Genomic DNA, 16,064 nt, shown 5'->3' on the forward strand with positions numbered 1-16,064 from the left:
CGCCTTGATGGGGCCGGCCCCGATTTAACCTTCCTGCGGCAACAACCCTGCTTCCTGCAAACACGCCTGAATAGCATCCAACGCTTCCGGATTGGCCAAGGCGTCGCGGTTGTCGCTACGGGCAGAGCCGTTGATGAGGCGGGCTACAGCGAGTTCTACCTTTTTGCCGCTGCGGGTGTAGGGGACGTCCGACACGGGAATGATGTGGCGGGGTACGTGGCGGGGGCTGGCGCCTTTGTGGATTTGGGTTTTCAGGCGTTTTAGCAGTTCTTCGTTCAGGGTTTCGCCGTCGGCCAGAACCACCAGCAACACCACTTCTACGTCGCCTTCTATCTGTCGGCCAACCACCAGGCTGTCTTTTATGGCAGCTTCCGTTTCTACCTGCCGATAGATTTCTGCGGTGCCGATGCGAACGCCACCGGGGTTTAGAGTGGCGTCAGAGCGGCCGTAGATGATAGCGCCGCCGTGTTCGGTGAATTCGATGAAGTCGCCGTGGGCCCACACGCCGGGCGCAGAATTGGCGAAGGTGTCGAAGTAGGCGTTACGATAGCGTTCGCCGCCTGGGTCGTCCCAGAAACTGACGGGCATAGACGGCAGGGGCTGGCGGCACACCAGTTCACCGCGGCCGGAGCTTACGGATTGGCCGTTGTCGTCAAAGGCGGCGGCGTCTACGCCCAAAAGGCGACATTGTATTTCGCCGCGGCGTACGGGCAGTAAAGGTGTGGAGCCTACAAAGCAGCCGCAGATGTCGGTGCCGCCGGCGATGGAGCCTAACAGGGCACCCGGTGCGCCATCTATGTACATCCAGTCGTAGTCTTCTGGCAGCAGCGGCGAGCCGGTTGAGAACACGACTCTGAGAGCGCTTAGATCCAGATCCTTAGCCGGGGTCATGCCGTCTTTGCGGCAGCCGGCCAGGAAGCGGGCGCTGGTGCCAAAGTGGGTGACTTTTTCGTCGGCTACGGTTTGCCACAGCATGTTCAGGCTGGGATAACCTGGCGAGCCGTCTACGGTGATCACCGCTGCTCCTGTCAGCAGGGCAGATGCCTGCCAGTTCCACATCATCCAGCCGCAGGTGGTGAAATACATGAAACGGTCGCCGCTGCCGACATCGCCGTGCAGCATCAATTCTTTAGCGTGGTTAACCAGCAGGCCAGCGGTGCCGTGTACGATGCACTTGGGTTTGCCGGTGGTGCCAGAGGAATACAGGATATACACAGGGTGATCCGGGGCCACCGGAGTGAACGACGGCTGTTTGCCTGCGCCGGCTGCAATGGCGTCGTGCCAGTCGCTGACCAAAGGGCCTTCGATGGCCGGTGCGTCTGGCAGCTGCGGCACGCTGACCACGCACTTCAGTGAGGGCAGGCCGCTGATCAATTGGGTAAATTCCTGCTGGCGCTGGAATACTTTGCCACCGTAGCCGTAGCCGTTCACGGCAATCAGCGCGGTTGGTTCAATCTGGCCGAAACGGTCCAGAATGGCGCCAATGCCGAAATCCGGCGACGCTGAACTCCACACGGCGCCCATGCTGGTGGCCGCCAGCATGCCTACCATGGCTTCGTAGCCGTTGGTAACAATACCGGCAACCCGGTCGCCTTTGGTAACGCCCTGGCTGCACAGATAGGCTTCCAGGGCGCCCACGTCGGCACGCAGTTCGGTATAGGTGCAACGCAGTACCGGGCGGGTTTCGCAGAAGGCAACAATGGCTTCGCTGTTGGCGTGTTCGCTTTCAGCGTGGCGCAGCAGGTTGGCGGCGAAGTTCAGGGTCATACCCGGAAACCATTCGGCGCCGGGCATGTCACGCTTGCCCAATATCTGTTGCGCGGGCGTGTGGCTGATCAGTCCGCAGTAATCCCAAACAGCTTTCCAGAAACCGTCCAGATCGGTCACCGACCACTGGTGCAGAGCGTGATAATCTACAAAGGGGCCGTAACCCAGACCTTCCAGCCAGTGTTGAAAGCGCCCCATCTGGCTGTCTTTTAGGACGGTGTCAGAAGGAGACCAGACTACCGGGGATTGTTCGTTGTTATTCATCATTTTGCGCGAGATACCCCGTCCTTCAGGTCGGGGAGGGATAGCGCGTCGTGCCTCAGCGCGACTCGTTTTCCCTGTCTCCCTCCTCCTTTGGTTGGTTGGGTTGGATGTGATAGCCGTAGCCATCCGCTCGTTGGGTTAATGTGCAATGCCGATATGAGACGCCTTGTATGGCACCGCCCGATGTCTGGATGTTGAAACTGCCGGTCTTGCGAACGGCAACCCTGCCTAGCCAGGTGCCAGCTTTCGTGCCTGTCGGCACAATGGCTCGCACCCTGTCGCCAGTCTGAAACCCTTGGACTTTCTTCTGGCGCATCAGGTAACCGCGGGGGAAGCCGTGCTTTGTTAAGCGTGTGCGTTTATAACTGCCGCGCCCAGTGGCTTTGATTGCCAAGGTTGGAACGTCCCAACCCTCTACGATCTCGACTTCTCCGACGCAAGCCGCATCCAGCGCGTGTGTCTTTGGAATGCGCAATCGACAGCGATTGAACTTGGTGCGGCCGCCGGTACCCACTTCAACCGGCAGGCCCGTCTGCTTCAGTGTCTGATATAGAGTCCACCGGGCGGAGTTGACCGCTGAAGCGTCTCTTAAGGGCTTTTTGCACTGTTTGAGGATGCGATCCAGCCTGGCCTGGTGGTTCTTCAGCCGCTTGGACGATGCAAAGAAATCAGCCAGAGGCTGCCTGCCTTTCTCTTGGTTGCACGGCCGGCACGCCAATGTCAGGTTGCTGATGCGACTCGAACCACCGTTGGCTTTTGGGTCGATATGCTCAATTTGCAGTGGGGTGTCTTTGTCGGTGCAATAAGCGCACTCGCGCCCCCACTTCTCCAGAAGGTATTCGCGGACCTCGTAGCCGAGCAAGGTGCCCTGCTGATATTCGACACCGCTGACTTCCGGGTTTTCCATCTTTTGCGTATCGAATCGAACCAGCTCTTGGCTGATAGACACAACCGGCACCAGAGATCGAAGCCGATTCAAGAATCTGGGTGCCCGGTAACGCAGCTGGTTGCGACGCCGGCGACGGAACGCCCTGCGTTGCTCCAGTGACTTGCTGATCTGACGACCGCGATGGGCCAACTCCATTAACACCAGAACGTGTTGCTTCTGGCCGCTTTCTCGAACCACTGCAATCCCGCTGGTTTTGCTGCCGGGATCGATCTTGATACGGACCGGCTGTGTGATGCCACCGGCACGGTCTTTCAGCCGGATCGTAAACGGATACGCACGCACCACCAAGGCTCGACCACGGCCGAGCAAAAGCCGTGAGCGCTTTTCCGAGCACGGCATTAGTGGTTGCTTGCGTCTATCCAGTACGAAGACCGACATCGTTTTCCTTTCAATGAATGCCCTTACGGGCCTTGTGACGGAGGCCGAAGCCTCTCTCCCCTCGGGAATGTCTACCACCGGCTCCCGCTTGCGCGGCAACTGAAACCTTCGGTGCTTTACCTTTCGCCAGCGTGACCCCAGTCTTCCAGAGCGCCGAACTGAGGAAGCATTCGGCGGTGGGTCTTAGCGACCTGTGATAAACGTAGCGGGTTGGTGTCCGCTTTCCCTGGTCAACCTGGCTTGCAGGGTGTTCCCTACAAGCCCCGTCCTTCAGGGCGGGGTAGTTGACCCGTTACTCCGTTTTCTTACTGCATGTGCCAGCCGTGGCTGACCACAATAGATTGCCCCGTTAGCGCCGCTGACGGGAAGGCCGCCAGGTGCACGGCAAGTTCTGACACGTCCGCCAGAGTTGTGAACTCTCCGTCTACGGTGTTTTTCAACATTACCTTAGAAATTACGTCTTCCTCGGATATGCCCAAAGCCTGTGCTTGCTCGGGAATCTGCTTGTCCACCAGCGGCGTGCGCACAAATCCGGGGCAGATAATATTACTGCGCACACCGTATTCGGCGCCTTCTTTGGCCACCGCGCGGCACAAACCCAGCATGCCATGTTTTGCAGCCACATAAGGGGCTTTCATCGGTGATGCTTCTAACGAGTGTACCGAGCCCATATACAGGATTGTACCGCCACCTTTGGCGTACATGGTTTGCAGCGCAGAACGAGTCAGCAGAAACGCGCCGTCCAGGTGCACGCTCATTACCTGTCGCCAGTCTTTAAAGCTCAGCTTATCCAGTGGCGCAATGTGTTGTATGCCGGCGTTGGCCAGCACAATGTCCAGGCCACCCCAAGCTTCGACCACCGAGTTAACACCCTGCTCCACGGCCTGTTCGTCGGTAACATCCATGGCCAGTGCCATGGCACTTCCACCGGCGCTGTTGATGATTTCAGCTACTTCCTGCGCCGTGTCGTAATCCAGATCGGCCACGGCCACTCGGGCGCCTTCGCGGGCATAGTGTTCAGCGATGGCGCGGCCAATACCACGGCCTGCACCGGTAATCAGGGCAATGCGATTGTGCAGGCGCATAGCGCTGCCTCCTTTGAATGAGAGTTGTTAACACAAACCTTGAAAACGGAACCGGCGGGGCTCATGTCGTGCGTGGTGAAAACTCGAGTGCCAAATACACTGCCGGAGTATATGGCCGGCTTTCTCAAGGAGCAAACCGACTGTGATGGCGCCAGCAGAATGGCCTATTACACTGCAACAACGTATTAAAGAGCGTCACGGGCTAAAGTTCATACTAAGCTGAATATTTTACGAAAAGGAGTTTTCACGCCATGTCCCACGCCGCCGGTTATCCCAGAAAAATACTGGGCGCATCCATTTTTCTGCTCACAGCGCTGGCGTCATTGCCAGGCTGTAGCCATTACTCCGGCGTGGAAAACCTGACCGGACCAGAGCCGAAAACCACCGAATATGACGTGATAGAAGGCTTGGTATACACCCCGGAAAACTGGCCCCAGACACTGACCGGCGACTTATATTTGCCCCAGCAAAATGGCCCCAGCCCGGTCGTACTGATGGTGCACGGGGGTGGCTGGAACAGCCGTTCGCCGGCGGACATGGTGTGGATTGCCGAAGAACTCGCCGGCCACGGTTTTGCGGTGTTCAACATTGCCTACCGGTTTGCGCCCGAATACACCTTTCCCGCCCAGTTGCACGACTTGCAGGTAGCCCGCCAGTGGCTGGCCACCAACGGTTCGCGCTATGGCCTGGATACCCAGCGGGTCAGCGGTTTCGGGTTTTCATCGGGTGCGCACCTGATTGCACTGCTGGCGGTGGTTGCCAGCAGTGATAGCGATCTCAATCAGCCTTACGGCGGCGCAAACACCCAGCTTCAAGCGGTGGTCGCCGGCGGCACACCAGCGGATTTGACCAGGTTTAATTCGGGCAAGCTACTGTTTCAGTTTCTGGGCGCCAACAAACAACAGATACCTGAAACCTATCGCATTGCTTCGCCCATCACTCACATAACTCCGCAAACACCACCGTTTTTTCTGTTTCACGGCGGCATGGATTCACTGGTGCCGTTTTCCCAGGCTGAAAGTTTTCATCAGGCTTTGTTGCAAAAGGGCGTGGACAGCGGCCTGCTGAAGCTGAACTTGCGTGGCCATATCACCAGTTTTCTGACCGGCAGCAATGCCGTAGAGCAGGGCCTGAAATTTCTAGCGCGTCAGCAGATGCCCGAGGCCAGCCAGTGACGTGTTTGGCTTTTTTATTAAGTATTAACCCATTCGCAGGTAGGGCAACAGGCTAACGCCCACAATTACCCCTAATGCGATAATTGCCGCCAGCATTCGCAGTGGGTGGCGCGACAGCATACTGCCGTAGCCGGTTTCGCCCCGGGCCACACGCTCCTGCCATTCCAACTGCTGTTGGGTTTGGCGCTGCTGCTGATAGCCTGCAAGTAATTGTCGCGCCCGCTCGGCTTCGTCGTCATCGTGAACCCAGAAACCGCCCATACTGATGCCCCAAAAACTGGGCGGCGTTTCGTAATAGCGCACTTTTTCACGCTCGAACAGATCACGAATGTCGTCTGCTTCGTCGTCGGGCACATGGCGTAAATTCATTAAATGGTGGGGCATGGAACCTCGTTGGGGTTGGTCGGTGGCGACCTTGGCTATATCCTAGCACCAAAGCAGGAAGCGCCGAATTCATCAACGGGTTATTCCATGGTAAAGCAGTCAGCGTCAAAACCGTCAATGACCAAGACGTCCATCACCAAACAGCCTCTTCGCCTGTTGATGGATTTCGACGCCCAGATTCAGCGGGATGGTCAGCAAACATCAGACTTTATTCATCGTCGCGACCGGAAGTTTGCGCTGAACTGCGAAGAGCACAACAGCCCAAGTGACCCGGCACACTGGCTGGCCTGGCTAGGGCGCTTTGACAACAGCTGCGAGCAATCAGCAGGCGCTGGCCAATCCACAGAGCAACGCTGGCAGCGGATCAACAGCGGTTTTATAGCGATGGGCGCGGTGCTGGGTATTATCACCATGGCCGGCCTGTTGTTTTACGACGGTGGCCAGCGCATTAACGTGACCGTGATTATTGGTTTTGTGGCTCTGCAACTGCTGCTGGCGCTGCTGACCAGCCTGCAGTCGGTGATGGGCTGGCAACCCTGGCGACCACTGCTGAACCGCTGTATGCCTGCTTCCGACCCGGCCTTGCAGCCACTGCAGCCCGCTCTTATGGCGCGGGCTGCCCAGGGCGGCGGGCTCAGTTTTGCGGTGGCGGCTTTACTGACCCTACTGGCGATGGTGGTGACTCAAGATCTGGCGTTCGGCTGGAGCACCACCCTGAATACCGCCGCCAGCGGCTATCACCAACTCACCAGCGCCCTGGCCAAGCCTTGGGCATGGCTATGGCCGGCCGCGGTACCAGACCCGGCACTGGTGGAAGCCACCCGGTTTTTTCGCGCCGGCACCAACACCGCACTCACACCGGCACGCTGGGGCCAGTGGTGGCCGTTTATCAGTATGCTGTGGTTGGTGTGGGTTGTGTTGCCACGCCTGTTGCTGCGCCTGCTGGCAAGCGCGCTGGTACGTTTGCGAGCGCGCCAATTGTTACTGCGCCACCCGGGGCTGAGCGCCCTGCGCGAACGCATGGCAACACCGGTGCTGGATACCGGCGCCGGTCACAATGACGCAAGCGACTTGCCCGACACCCGGCACAATACCCTATTGCAGCCGCTTCCGGAAAAAGCGCAGCTGCTGAGCTGGGCCGGCGCGGGAACCGTCACTGACAAACAAACACTGCCCGCGGCTCTGGCCGCTATCTGCCCAGGCCCGGCGCTCGATGTTGGCGGCCTGGCGAGCCTCAGCCAGGACCAGCAGGCAATTGCCCAACTGGCTGCCAACAGCGATGCAGTCACCGCCCTTATGCTGGTGCGCAGCTGGGAGCCGCCCACGGGCGAGCTGCTGGACTTTTTGACCAGCGCGCGCCAGAGCTGGCCTGCCGGCAGCCGGGTTTGTTTGCTGCCATTAGCGGCCGAAACTCGGGAGCCATCCGCCACCGCTACAGACCGCCAGCTACAACCCTGGTTACGTTTTGCAGAACGCTGCCCGCCAGGTTTTGTTACAGTCGGAGATATTGCCATCACCACAGGACTGTCGCATTCATGAATCAGGCTCCGGTATTTGCAGTGGTGGGCCACCCTAACAAAGGCAAATCTTCGATCGTCGCGACATTGTCCCAAAATGACGCCATCGCTATTGCCCTGGAACCTGGCACCACCCGCCGCAGCCACGCCTACCCGTTACAGGTAGACGGCCAAGTGCTTTACACCCTGGTGGACACGCCAGGCTTTCAACGCCCGCGACGGGTACTTGAGTGGCTGGAAGCTCACAGCGTTTCTGCCTCAGACCGAGCCGCCACGGTAGCCGCGTTTGTTACCCAGCATCGCGGTAATTCGCAGTTCAGCGACGAATGCGAACTGCTGGCGCCATTAATCGAAGGCGCCGGCATTATTTACGTGGTGGACGGTTCGGTGCCATACAGCCCGCAGCACGAAGCAGAGATGACCATATTGCGCTGGACCGGGCGCCCCAGCCTGGCGCTGATCAACAGCATTGGTGATGAAGATTACGGCGACACCTGGCAGGCGGCACTGGGGCAATTCTTTCAGATTGTGCGCAAGTTCGATGCTGTTCGTGCACCTTTCGAGCAACACCTAAGTCTTTTACGAGCTTTCGGCCAGCTCGAACCGGCCTGGGAAAAACCCCTGGAAACCGCCACCGGATTTCTGGATCGCCAGCGCCAGCAGCGCAGGCAACAAGCCGCCACGCTGATTGCGCAAACCCTGCGGCAGATGATGGGATACCGCCACAGCCGCAGCTTGGCAGAAGGCCTAAAAGAGGACCTGGCTGCCAGTGCCTCTAGCCAGAACAAAGACGCCCTTGCCTCCGAACTGCGCAAGAGCTGGTATCAGCATCAGCGCCAGCGTGAACAGCAACTGCGCGGCGAGGTTCAGCAGTTGTACCAGCACGGCCAGCTGCAGCGTCAGGAAGCCGAGCTGGAATGGCAAAGTGAACACGACCTGTTTTCCGAAGACAGCCGCCAGCTCTGGGGCGTGAACAAAGGCTACCTGGCGGGGGCCGGTTTCGGTGCTGGTGCTGTTGGGGGTGTTGGTATTGATGCACTAACGTTAGGTGCATCATTTGGCACCGGCGCCCTGATCGGCGGCATAATCGGCGCTGCCGGTAGTTATTTTTACGGCGACCGCCTGCCATTGCCTACACTGAAGATAGGGCCTCTGCGCGACGGTGTAAAAACCGCCAGCTTCGGCCCGGTGCCAGACACCCAGTTTGGCTATGTGGTGTTGGGCAGGGCGCTGAATCACTGGTGGCATGTAAGCCACCGAAACCACGCTGGACGGGCGCCGCTCGCGCTTGGTGCCACCGACAGCCACTGGTTGGAAGGCTTGTCAAAACAGGATCGCAACATCTTGCATCGGGCTCTGGAAAAAGCCCGAAAAGGTAAGGTCTCAGACCCTAGTGATCAGCACAAACTGGGGCAGGTGATCACCCACGCTATGAAGGCATACAACGACTGGGAGTTGAAAAGTATATGACAGGGGTGTTTATACTATAGGGCTATTCCATAACAGCGCACTCTGATAATTACCCGGCCGCGCTACTCTAACGTGAGGAATACTAATGAAAATTGTACGAGTTAAAGACATTATTGGCACCGAACGCGAAGTCAGCGCCCAGCAATGGACCAGCCGCCGTTTGCTGCTAAAAAAAGACGGTATGGGCTTTTCATTCCATGAAACCATCATCAAAGCCGGCTCCGAACACACATTCTGGTACAAGCATCACCTGGAAGCGGTTTATTGCGTAGCTGGCAATGGTTCCATCACCGACGTTGCCACCGGTGAAAACCACAAAATTACTGATGGCACACTTTACGCTTTGGACAAGCACGACAAGCACATCCTGTTTGGCGGAACCGAAGACATGCGTCTGATCTGCTCGTTCAACCCGCCCGTTACCGGCCAGGAAGTACACGACGAAGACGGTGCCTACCTGCCGGATACCAGTGAAGACTAATTCAACACCCGCTGCTGTTGAACACAGCAGCACCCTACCGCCACCGGCTGCTACCCTGCTCCCGGTGGCGGTTTTACTTTGGCTGGCCGGTGCTTACCTGCGCATACCCATTCTGGTGGCGCCACCTTTAGCACCGTACATTGCCGACGAACTTTCGCTGTCTCAAACCCTGACCGGCGCATTGACCACCTTACCTATTCTGATGCTGGCCATTGGCGCCATGCCCGGTTCCCTGGCTATTTCCCGCATCGGCCCGCGCAATACTCTGGCGCTGGCCATACTGATCATGACCATCGGATCTGCCGCCCGTGGCCTGGCTCCGGACACCGCGTTGTTGATGGTCGCAGGCGCCGTTATGGGCCTGGGCATTGCCATGATGCAACCGGCGCTGCCTGCGCTGCTGCCGCGTTGGCTGGCGCCCCACCATATGGCCATGGGCGCGGCAATTTACATGAACGGCATGCTGATGGGCGAGTTCATCGGCGCCGGGATAACCCTGCCGGTGATTATGCCGCTGGTGGGCGAAAGCTGGCGCGCTACCTTGATTGCCTGGTCGCTTCCGGCCCTGCTGGTGGCTGCAGCGCTTTTCCTACCCAAGCGAGATCTGGCGCGGCCCACCCGCAAAGTGGCCTGGCTACCAGATTGGAGCAATCCGCTAACGCTGCGAATTGGCCTGCTGCTAGGCGTATCCAGCTCATTATTTTTCGGTTTCAACGCGTACATGAGCAACCTGCTAGAACAGCGTGGTGAACTGGATCAGCTCACCGATGCCCTGTTCTGGTACAACTTTGCGCAAGTGGTGGCGTCTCTTCTGATGCTTAAAATGGCGCGCTTTTGGGTAGGGCGCAAAAGCCCTCTGATTATCGTGCTGATTCTAAGCCTGCTGGGAGCCGTCGGCGCCGTGCTGATGCCCGGATGGTCTGGCATTATCAGCGCTACCTTTATGAGCTTCACCGCCGGCCTTCTGCTGATCTTGATGGTGGCCGTGCCGCCGCTGTTGGTGTCCTCGGCCGAAACTGGGCGCCTGTCGGCGGGTAACTTTCTGGTGGGTTATACCGTGGCCTTCGTTGTGCCGATGATCGGCGGTTTGGTGTCAGACGCCAGCGGCGATATCCGCCACGCTTTTTGGGTGATGATCGCCTACGGCGTGCTGGTATTACCCATCGCGTTCAACCTGAAGCTGGAACGCAGCTCATAAAAAACGGGGCCTGTCTGGCCCCGTTTTTTATACTGCGACATTGCCAGTCGAGCCACTGTCTGGCTCGGCTGAATCAACGACTATTAAATGTAATAATCTTTCAGCGGCGGAAAGCCGTTGAACCCCACCGCGCTGTAGGTAGTGGTGTAAGCGCCGGTCGAGAACCAGTACATGCGGTCACCAATCGCCAGACTCAGCGGCAGCGGATACTTGTGGTCTTCATACATGATGTCGGCACTGTCGCAAGTTGGCCCGGCAATCACGCAATCTTCACCTTCGCCGACCTTTTCAGTCCAGATCGGAAACTTGATAGCTTCGTCCAGAGTTTCAATCAGCCCGGAAAACTTGCCCACGTCTGTATACACCCAGCGGTGCAGGGCAGTGCTGGATTTACGGGAAATCAGCACCACCTCGCTCACCAGTACACCGGCGTTGGAAATCAGCGAACGGCCCGGCTCAATAATAATCTCCGGCAATTCGTCACCAAAATCTTCGCGCAGAAAACGACCAATTTCATCTGCATATACCTTCACTTCATTGGCGCGGGTGATGTAATTGGCCGGGAAGCCACCCCCCATATTGATCATTTTCAATTCAATACCGTCTTCCTCCTTGAGACGCTCAAAAATCACCTTTACTGTGCCCAGCGCTGCATCCCAGGCGCCAATTTCACGCTGCTGCGAGCCCACGTGGAACGACACACCGTAGGGCACCAAACCTAGGTCACGGGCCAGAATCAGCAGGTCCATGGCCATATCTTGCTGGCAGCCAAATTTACGTGACAACGGCCAGTCGGCGGTTAACGTACCTTCCGTCAAAATCCGCACGTAGATTTTTGAGCCCGGTGCAACCTCGGCAATATTGCGCAGATCCGCTTCCGAATCGGTAGCAAACATGCGCACGCCTTTTTCATAGAATGTGCGAACGTCTTTGGCTTTTTTGATGGTATTACCAAAACTGATGCGTTCAGCAGTCACACCCAGCGCCATTACCTGTTCCAGCTCGTACACCGAAGCGATGTCAAAATTGGCACCCTTATCTCGCAGCAGAGTCAGAACCTGCGGGGCCGGATTGGCTTTTACCGCGTAATACACCTGTGCGTAAGGGAAACCCTCAACCAATTCGTTATAGTGAGAATCGATAGTGGCAGTATCAATCACTACAAACGGTGTTTCTTTACCTTCGGCGAACTGCCGAATACGGTTGAACGTGCTTTCGGTGTAGTAGTCGGTAATACGGGCGTTGGATAACTCGGTCATGGGTGGTGTTTCCCTCCACAGGGTATTCAGCAGAAAAAAGGCTCTGCGCCTTGGCGGCAGAGCCCGTTGATTAGCGCGATCATCGGACTTTTTTTCAAGTCCGCATATCAGCATATCTACACATAAAACAGGCCTGGTGCAAATCGCATTGTTTTGCAGGATAGTCAAAATACCAGCCACTGCAAGCGCCGGCCAGCAGGACCCCAGTAAGATTTAAACCGCCACTGGCCATACCGGATCAGGCATCATCGGCTCTTCCGGGTTACGGGGTTCGTTGCACTGGTGCAGGTACGCCAATATTGCGTCCTGCAAATCAGTGCCCTGACCCAAACCCTGATTGCCAAACAGGCGGTTGAATTCCAGTACAAAGGGATAGCCTTCCACCAGCGCAATATCAAAACCGGCGTGATCTACCTCCAGCTCCCGCGCCAATCGCAGGGCCAGATCAGTCACCACCGCCGGCACCGGGCTGTAATCGATTCGCCCGCCCTGGGCCAAGTTGTTGTAAAAGCCCTGATCGGCTTGGGTGCGCCAATAGGCGGTAACGACTTTGTCGCCCACTATCACCACCCGCGCATCCCGCTCCAGGGGCAGATATTCCTGGGCATAGAGCACGTCGGTACGATCGCAATAGCGCTGCCAATCTTCACGGTTTTCAATCAGCCACACACCTTCGCCCATGCTCGCTTTTGGCAGCTTGGCCACAAAGGGCAGGGCCATATCCTGCCATATCTGTTCGCGTTCCTGGGGGCCATTGGCGGTAATCAGCGTCCAGGGCGTGTGCTCAGGCGCGATAGCCTGAAACGCCCGGGTCATTTCCACTTTGTCGTGGCCAATGCGGTAACTGGCAACACTGGGAAACACTCGGCATTTTAGACCATGTACCAGAGTGTTTAGCTGCCAATACTCCGGAAACAGCACCCAGTCAGCATCGCGCAGCAATTCTTTATGGCGCAAAAACTGATCCGGCTTGAGTACGGTGGTATCGGGAAAACCAAGAGTGCGGAAAATATCAAACGAGACACAGTGCATGAGGGTTTCACACCAGTTGAAGTGTGCGAATTTTAGGCGCTTTTTGTACGCTGGCAAGCACTATCGATATAAGTAATTTGACGCCTGTCAATGCATTCATAAAACACATCGATAATAATTCGTATTCCGTTAAACAACTGGGAACATTTTATGAAAAAGCTTCGTCATCTTGTCCTTGCCGCCGTTACGTCCCTGGTGATCGCTAACCCCGCTATGGCCGAAGACGCCAACCACTACAAAGGCGAACCCGCCAACACCCTGGATCAGGCGGTGTATCACTTTTCCGAGTACAACACCAAACTGGAAACGATTCTGGCTGGTGAGTTAACGCCAGAAACCATGAACGATGTACACCAGCTGACATACACTCTGGAAAACGCGCTGAAAAAAATGGACGACGAACTGGAACAATTGGCTGAAACCTTGGAGCGTGTACACAAGGCCTCCGAGCATTCAGACCCAAACACCGTGCGCTCAGCAGGAAAACAATATCTGGAAACCGGCCGCAAAATTGTAAAATAAGTGGTTTCAGCGCTCACCAGGCAGGACACTAGGATTTACGTTTCACGCCCTGCTGCGCCACGGCGGTCAGCGGATCTTCCGGCCAGGGATGTTTGGGGTAGCGCCCACGGGTGTCTTTGCGCACCTGTGGATACACATTGGCCCAGAAGCTGGCCAGATCTGCCGTGACCGCCAGCGGCCGCTGGGCGGGCGATAACAGGTGTATTAGCACCGGCACCTGCCCGCTCGCAACGGTGGGCGTTCGCGTCCAGCCAAACAGCGCCTGCAGTTTGGCTGCCAAAACCGGGCCGTTTTCCACGGTGTAATCCAGCGCAACAGCGCTACCGGTTGGAATAGTTAACGCCGTCGGCGCCAACTCGTTCAGGCGTTGCTGCCGGGCATAATCCAGCACACCGTTCAGCGCACCCTGCATACTCAGCTTTTGCAGTTCAGCCCAACGGCTAAGGCCCGACAGGTAGGGCGCCAGCCAATCCTCTAGCGAATTCATCAGCGCTGTGTCACTGACATCCGGCCAGTCCTCGGGGAAATGCCGTGCCAGCAGCCCGACCCGCGCCTGCCATTGCCTGGCGCCGGCAGTCCAGGGCAGGCTGTTCAGCCCTTTACGCCGCACGGCGGCCAGCAAACCCTGCTGCATCAGTTCTGCAGAAGGCTTGGCCAGCGGTTTTTCGGCCAGAATCAAAGCACCCAGGCGACGCACTTGGCGCGCAACCACGGTGCCGCGCCGATCATCCCACTCGGCTTCGTCACGTTGCTGAATGTGCGCCGCAAGGTCACTTTCCAGAGTTGCCAAATCCACCGGCGCCGCCAGGTAGATTTGCGCTTCGCGGGCCTTGCCGTCCAAATCTGCCGCCACCAGCCAGTCGTAACGGGCCAGGGCATCGTCTTCCCGTAGCAGCGCACCTTTACCATTACTAAGCTGGTAACGGGGGGCATCACCGGGGCGACGGCGCGCTATGCGGTCCGGATAGGCCAGCGCCAGTAAACGCCCCACCTCTGTCGCAGTGGGCGCCACCGAAGAAGCATGGTTGGCCGATGACGCTGCTGGTTCAAGCCGTCTGGCCTGCTTTCGCACCGCCTGAATTCGCGCCGGGTTTACCCGTGCGTGGCCACGCTCCCCGCGCAGTACCCGCACGCGCTCGTGCATGTCGGCGCCAGCACCCGGCCCCAACAGGTCCCGGTCTTCCAAAAGTGCTGCTAATTCTGACGCCAGGGAACCTAGCCCCAATGCACGGCCCAGCAATACCATGTGCGCCAACCGCGGATGAACGCCCAGTGCCCGCGCCGCCTTGCCATGATTAGTAATGGCGCCGTCTTGGCCCAGCATATCCAGCAATTGCAGCAACTCCACCGCCTGCTGCCAGTGCGCCGGCGGCGGTGACTCAACCCACTGCAGCTGATCGGGCGACCGCGCGCCCCACTGGGCCAGTTCCAGAACCAGCGGCGCCAGATCCGCTTCGCGAATCTCCGGCGGGGTAAAATCTGCCAGACCATACTGCTCGGGCTCGCTCCAAAGGCGATAGCACACCCCGGGTTGGGTGCGCCCGGCACGGCCTTTACGCTGCTCCGCCGACGCTTTGGATACGCGGCCTGTCACCAGCCGCGTCATGCCACTTCCGGGGTCAAACACCGCCCGCCGCTGCTGCCCGCTATCAATCACCACCCGCACGCCTTCAATGGTCAAACTGGTCTCTGCAATCGCCGTGGCCAGCACCACCTTACGCGTGCCATCAGCTGCCGGAGCAATCGCACGGTCCTGCTCCGCCGCCTGCAAGTTGCCGAACAACGGCGCAATCACCACATCCGACGCCACCTGCCCCGCTAATCCTTGCGCCACCCTCCGGATTTCACCGGCGCCCGGCAGAAACACCAGCACTGAACCCGGCTGCTGAGCCAGCGCCTCAAGCACCGCCGCTGTGACCTGGTCCACCACACGGGGCGGGCGCTGCGCAGACGCAACAGGCCGATATAAAACCTCCACCGGAAACGCCCGCCCTTCGCTGCTTAAAACTGGCACATCGCCCAGCAACCGCGCAATGGGCGCCGTATCCAACGTGGCTGACATCACCAGCACCCGCAAATCCTCCCGCAGCACCTGCTGCGATTCCCGCATCAGAGCCAGCCCTAAATCAGCCTGCAACGAGCGCTCGTGAAACTCGTCAAACAACACAGCGGCATAGTCTTCCAGCAGCGGATCGCTCTGAATCAACCGGGTAAGAATGCCCTCGGTCACGACTTCAATCACGGTAGCCGCCGACACCCTCGTATCCAGCCGCGTGCGATAACCCACTGTCTGCCCGGCTTGTTCGCCCAACTGCCCGGCCATATATCGTGCCGCCGAACGAGCCGCCAGTCGCCGCGGTTCCAGCATCAAAATCCGCCGCCCATGGCGCCAGGGTGCATCCAGCAACGCCAACGGAACACGGGTGGTTTTACCAGCGCCCGGCGGCGCCTGCAGCAAGGCTGTGGTGTTGGTTTCCAGAGTTTGTTTTAGCTGGGGGAGGATATGTTCTATTGGGAGCACGGTGTTTTGCTTCGGCTTTTTGGTTTGAGTTTAGTCTGCGGGGTTGGGAGTTGGCGCGGGAG

At 58.1% G+C, this 16,064-nt stretch carries 13 protein-coding genes; 6 read left to right on the forward strand and 7 right to left on the reverse strand.

All coding sequences use genetic code 11. The features are described from left to right. Window positions 1-24: 24 nt before the first annotated feature. The 3 genes from ATI45_RS14585 to ATI45_RS14595 form a co-directional block, all read right to left on the reverse strand. A complete protein-coding gene (locus ATI45_RS14585; RefSeq protein ID WP_098421772.1) occupies window positions 25-2,031 on the reverse strand; it encodes an acetoacetate--CoA ligase in 2,007 nt (668 codons plus the stop codon). Window positions 2,032-2,086: 55 nt separating this feature from the next. Further along, a complete protein-coding gene (gene iscB, locus ATI45_RS14590; protein ID WP_098420251.1) occupies window positions 2,087-3,358 on the reverse strand; it encodes an RNA-guided endonuclease IscB in 1,272 nt (423 codons plus the stop codon). A 305-nt stretch (window positions 3,359-3,663) separates the two neighbouring features. Further along, window positions 3,664-4,443 (reverse strand): 3-hydroxybutyrate dehydrogenase, encoded by a 780-nt coding sequence (locus ATI45_RS14595; protein ID WP_098420253.1) that lies wholly within the window; start codon window positions 4,441-4,443, stop codon window positions 3,664-3,666. 251 nt (window positions 4,444-4,694) lie between these two features. Between ATI45_RS14595 and ATI45_RS14600 the strand changes: the two genes are divergently transcribed. Continuing rightward, window positions 4,695-5,618 carry an alpha/beta hydrolase gene (locus tag ATI45_RS14600; protein WP_098420254.1) on the forward strand — a complete coding sequence of 308 codons (924 nt, stop codon included), beginning with the start codon at window positions 4,695-4,697 and terminating at the stop codon, window positions 5,616-5,618. Window positions 5,619-5,642: 24 nt separating this feature from the next. Here the strand turns inward: ATI45_RS14600 and ATI45_RS14605 are convergent, their stop codons facing one another. Further along, on the reverse strand, window positions 5,643-6,002 hold the full coding sequence (locus tag ATI45_RS14605) for a DUF6164 family protein (protein WP_098420256.1): 360 nt from the start codon (window positions 6,000-6,002) through the stop codon (window positions 5,643-5,645). Window positions 6,003-6,089: 87 nt separating this feature from the next. Between ATI45_RS14605 and ATI45_RS14610 the strand changes: the two genes are divergently transcribed. The 4 genes from ATI45_RS14610 to ATI45_RS14625 all read left to right on the forward strand — a co-directional run bounded on the left by ATI45_RS14610 (window position 6,090) and on the right by ATI45_RS14625 (window position 10,668). Then, complete coding sequence (locus ATI45_RS14610) at window positions 6,090-7,541, forward strand: DUF2868 domain-containing protein (protein WP_098420258.1); 1,452 nt, start codon at window positions 6,090-6,092, stop codon at window positions 7,539-7,541. After that, window positions 7,538-8,989 carry a GTPase/DUF3482 domain-containing protein gene (locus tag ATI45_RS14615; RefSeq protein ID WP_098420260.1) on the forward strand — a complete coding sequence of 484 codons (1,452 nt, stop codon included), beginning with the start codon at window positions 7,538-7,540 and terminating at the stop codon, window positions 8,987-8,989. Before ATI45_RS14610 ends, ATI45_RS14615 begins: the two co-directional genes overlap by 4 nt. Before the next feature lie 85 nt (window positions 8,990-9,074). Then, entirely contained in the window at window positions 9,075-9,470 is a 396-nt protein-coding gene (locus tag ATI45_RS14620) for an ectoine synthase (protein WP_018403276.1), read from the forward strand. After that, window positions 9,460-10,668 (forward strand): CynX/NimT family MFS transporter, encoded by a 1,209-nt coding sequence (locus ATI45_RS14625; protein WP_098420261.1) that lies wholly within the window; start codon window positions 9,460-9,462, stop codon window positions 10,666-10,668. Before ATI45_RS14620 ends, ATI45_RS14625 begins: the two co-directional genes overlap by 11 nt. 83 nt (window positions 10,669-10,751) lie before the next feature. On the opposite strand, the gene ATI45_RS14630 is transcribed toward ATI45_RS14625, so the two are convergent. Next, window positions 10,752-11,927, reverse strand: coding sequence for a type III PLP-dependent enzyme (locus tag ATI45_RS14630; protein WP_098420263.1), 1,176 nt, complete (start codon window positions 11,925-11,927; stop codon window positions 10,752-10,754). 213 nt (window positions 11,928-12,140) lie between these two features. Further along, window positions 12,141-12,959 carry an ATP-grasp domain-containing protein gene (locus tag ATI45_RS14635; RefSeq protein WP_098420265.1) on the reverse strand — a complete coding sequence of 273 codons (819 nt, stop codon included), beginning with the start codon at window positions 12,957-12,959 and terminating at the stop codon, window positions 12,141-12,143. A 150-nt stretch (window positions 12,960-13,109) separates the two neighbouring features. Between ATI45_RS14635 and ATI45_RS14640 the strand changes: the two genes are divergently transcribed. Then, window positions 13,110-13,481: a DUF6746 family protein gene (locus tag ATI45_RS14640; RefSeq protein ID WP_098420267.1), complete on the forward strand. Its 372-nt coding sequence runs from the start codon at window positions 13,110-13,112 to the stop codon at window positions 13,479-13,481. Between the two features lie 28 nt (window positions 13,482-13,509). Here ATI45_RS14640 and hrpB read toward each other — a convergent pair whose 3' ends face one another. Continuing rightward, window positions 13,510-16,002, reverse strand: a complete 2,493-nt coding sequence (gene hrpB, locus ATI45_RS14645) for an ATP-dependent helicase HrpB (protein ID WP_098420268.1) — start codon at window positions 16,000-16,002, stop codon at window positions 13,510-13,512. Between the last annotated feature and the right edge of the window lie 62 nt (window positions 16,003-16,064).

The sequence above is a fragment of the Marinobacter sp. LV10MA510-1 genome (assembly GCF_002563885.1).
GTDB lineage: Bacteria > Pseudomonadota > Gammaproteobacteria > Pseudomonadales > Oleiphilaceae > Marinobacter.

Excerpts from the sequence above, each read along its gene's own strand:
- ATI45_RS14620 (WP_018403276.1), top strand. The coding sequence starts at position 9,075 with ATGAAAATTGTACGAGTTAAAGACATTATTGGCACCGAACGCGAAGTC.
- ATI45_RS14640 (WP_098420267.1), top strand. The coding sequence starts at position 13,110 with ATGAAAAAGCTTCGTCATCTTGTCCTTGCCGCCGTTACGTCCCTGGTG.
- ATI45_RS14630 (WP_098420263.1), bottom strand. The coding sequence starts at position 11,927 with ATGACCGAGTTATCCAACGCCCGTATTACCGACTACTACACCGAAAGC.
- ATI45_RS14595 (WP_098420253.1), bottom strand. The coding sequence starts at position 4,443 with ATGCGCCTGCACAATCGCATTGCCCTGATTACCGGTGCAGGCCGTGGT.
- ATI45_RS14610 (WP_098420258.1), top strand. The coding sequence starts at position 6,090 with ATGGTAAAGCAGTCAGCGTCAAAACCGTCAATGACCAAGACGTCCATC.
- iscB (WP_098420251.1), bottom strand. The coding sequence starts at position 3,358 with ATGTCGGTCTTCGTACTGGATAGACGCAAGCAACCACTAATGCCGTGC.
- ATI45_RS14635 (WP_098420265.1), bottom strand. The coding sequence starts at position 12,959 with ATGCACTGTGTCTCGTTTGATATTTTCCGCACTCTTGGTTTTCCCGAT.
- ATI45_RS14615 (WP_098420260.1), top strand. The coding sequence starts at position 7,538 with ATGAATCAGGCTCCGGTATTTGCAGTGGTGGGCCACCCTAACAAAGGC.
- ATI45_RS14600 (WP_098420254.1), top strand. The coding sequence starts at position 4,695 with ATGTCCCACGCCGCCGGTTATCCCAGAAAAATACTGGGCGCATCCATT.
- ATI45_RS14585 (WP_098421772.1), bottom strand. The coding sequence starts at position 2,031 with ATGAATAACAACGAACAATCCCCGGTAGTCTGGTCTCCTTCTGACACC.
- ATI45_RS14605 (WP_098420256.1), bottom strand. The coding sequence starts at position 6,002 with ATGCCCCACCATTTAATGAATTTACGCCATGTGCCCGACGACGAAGCA.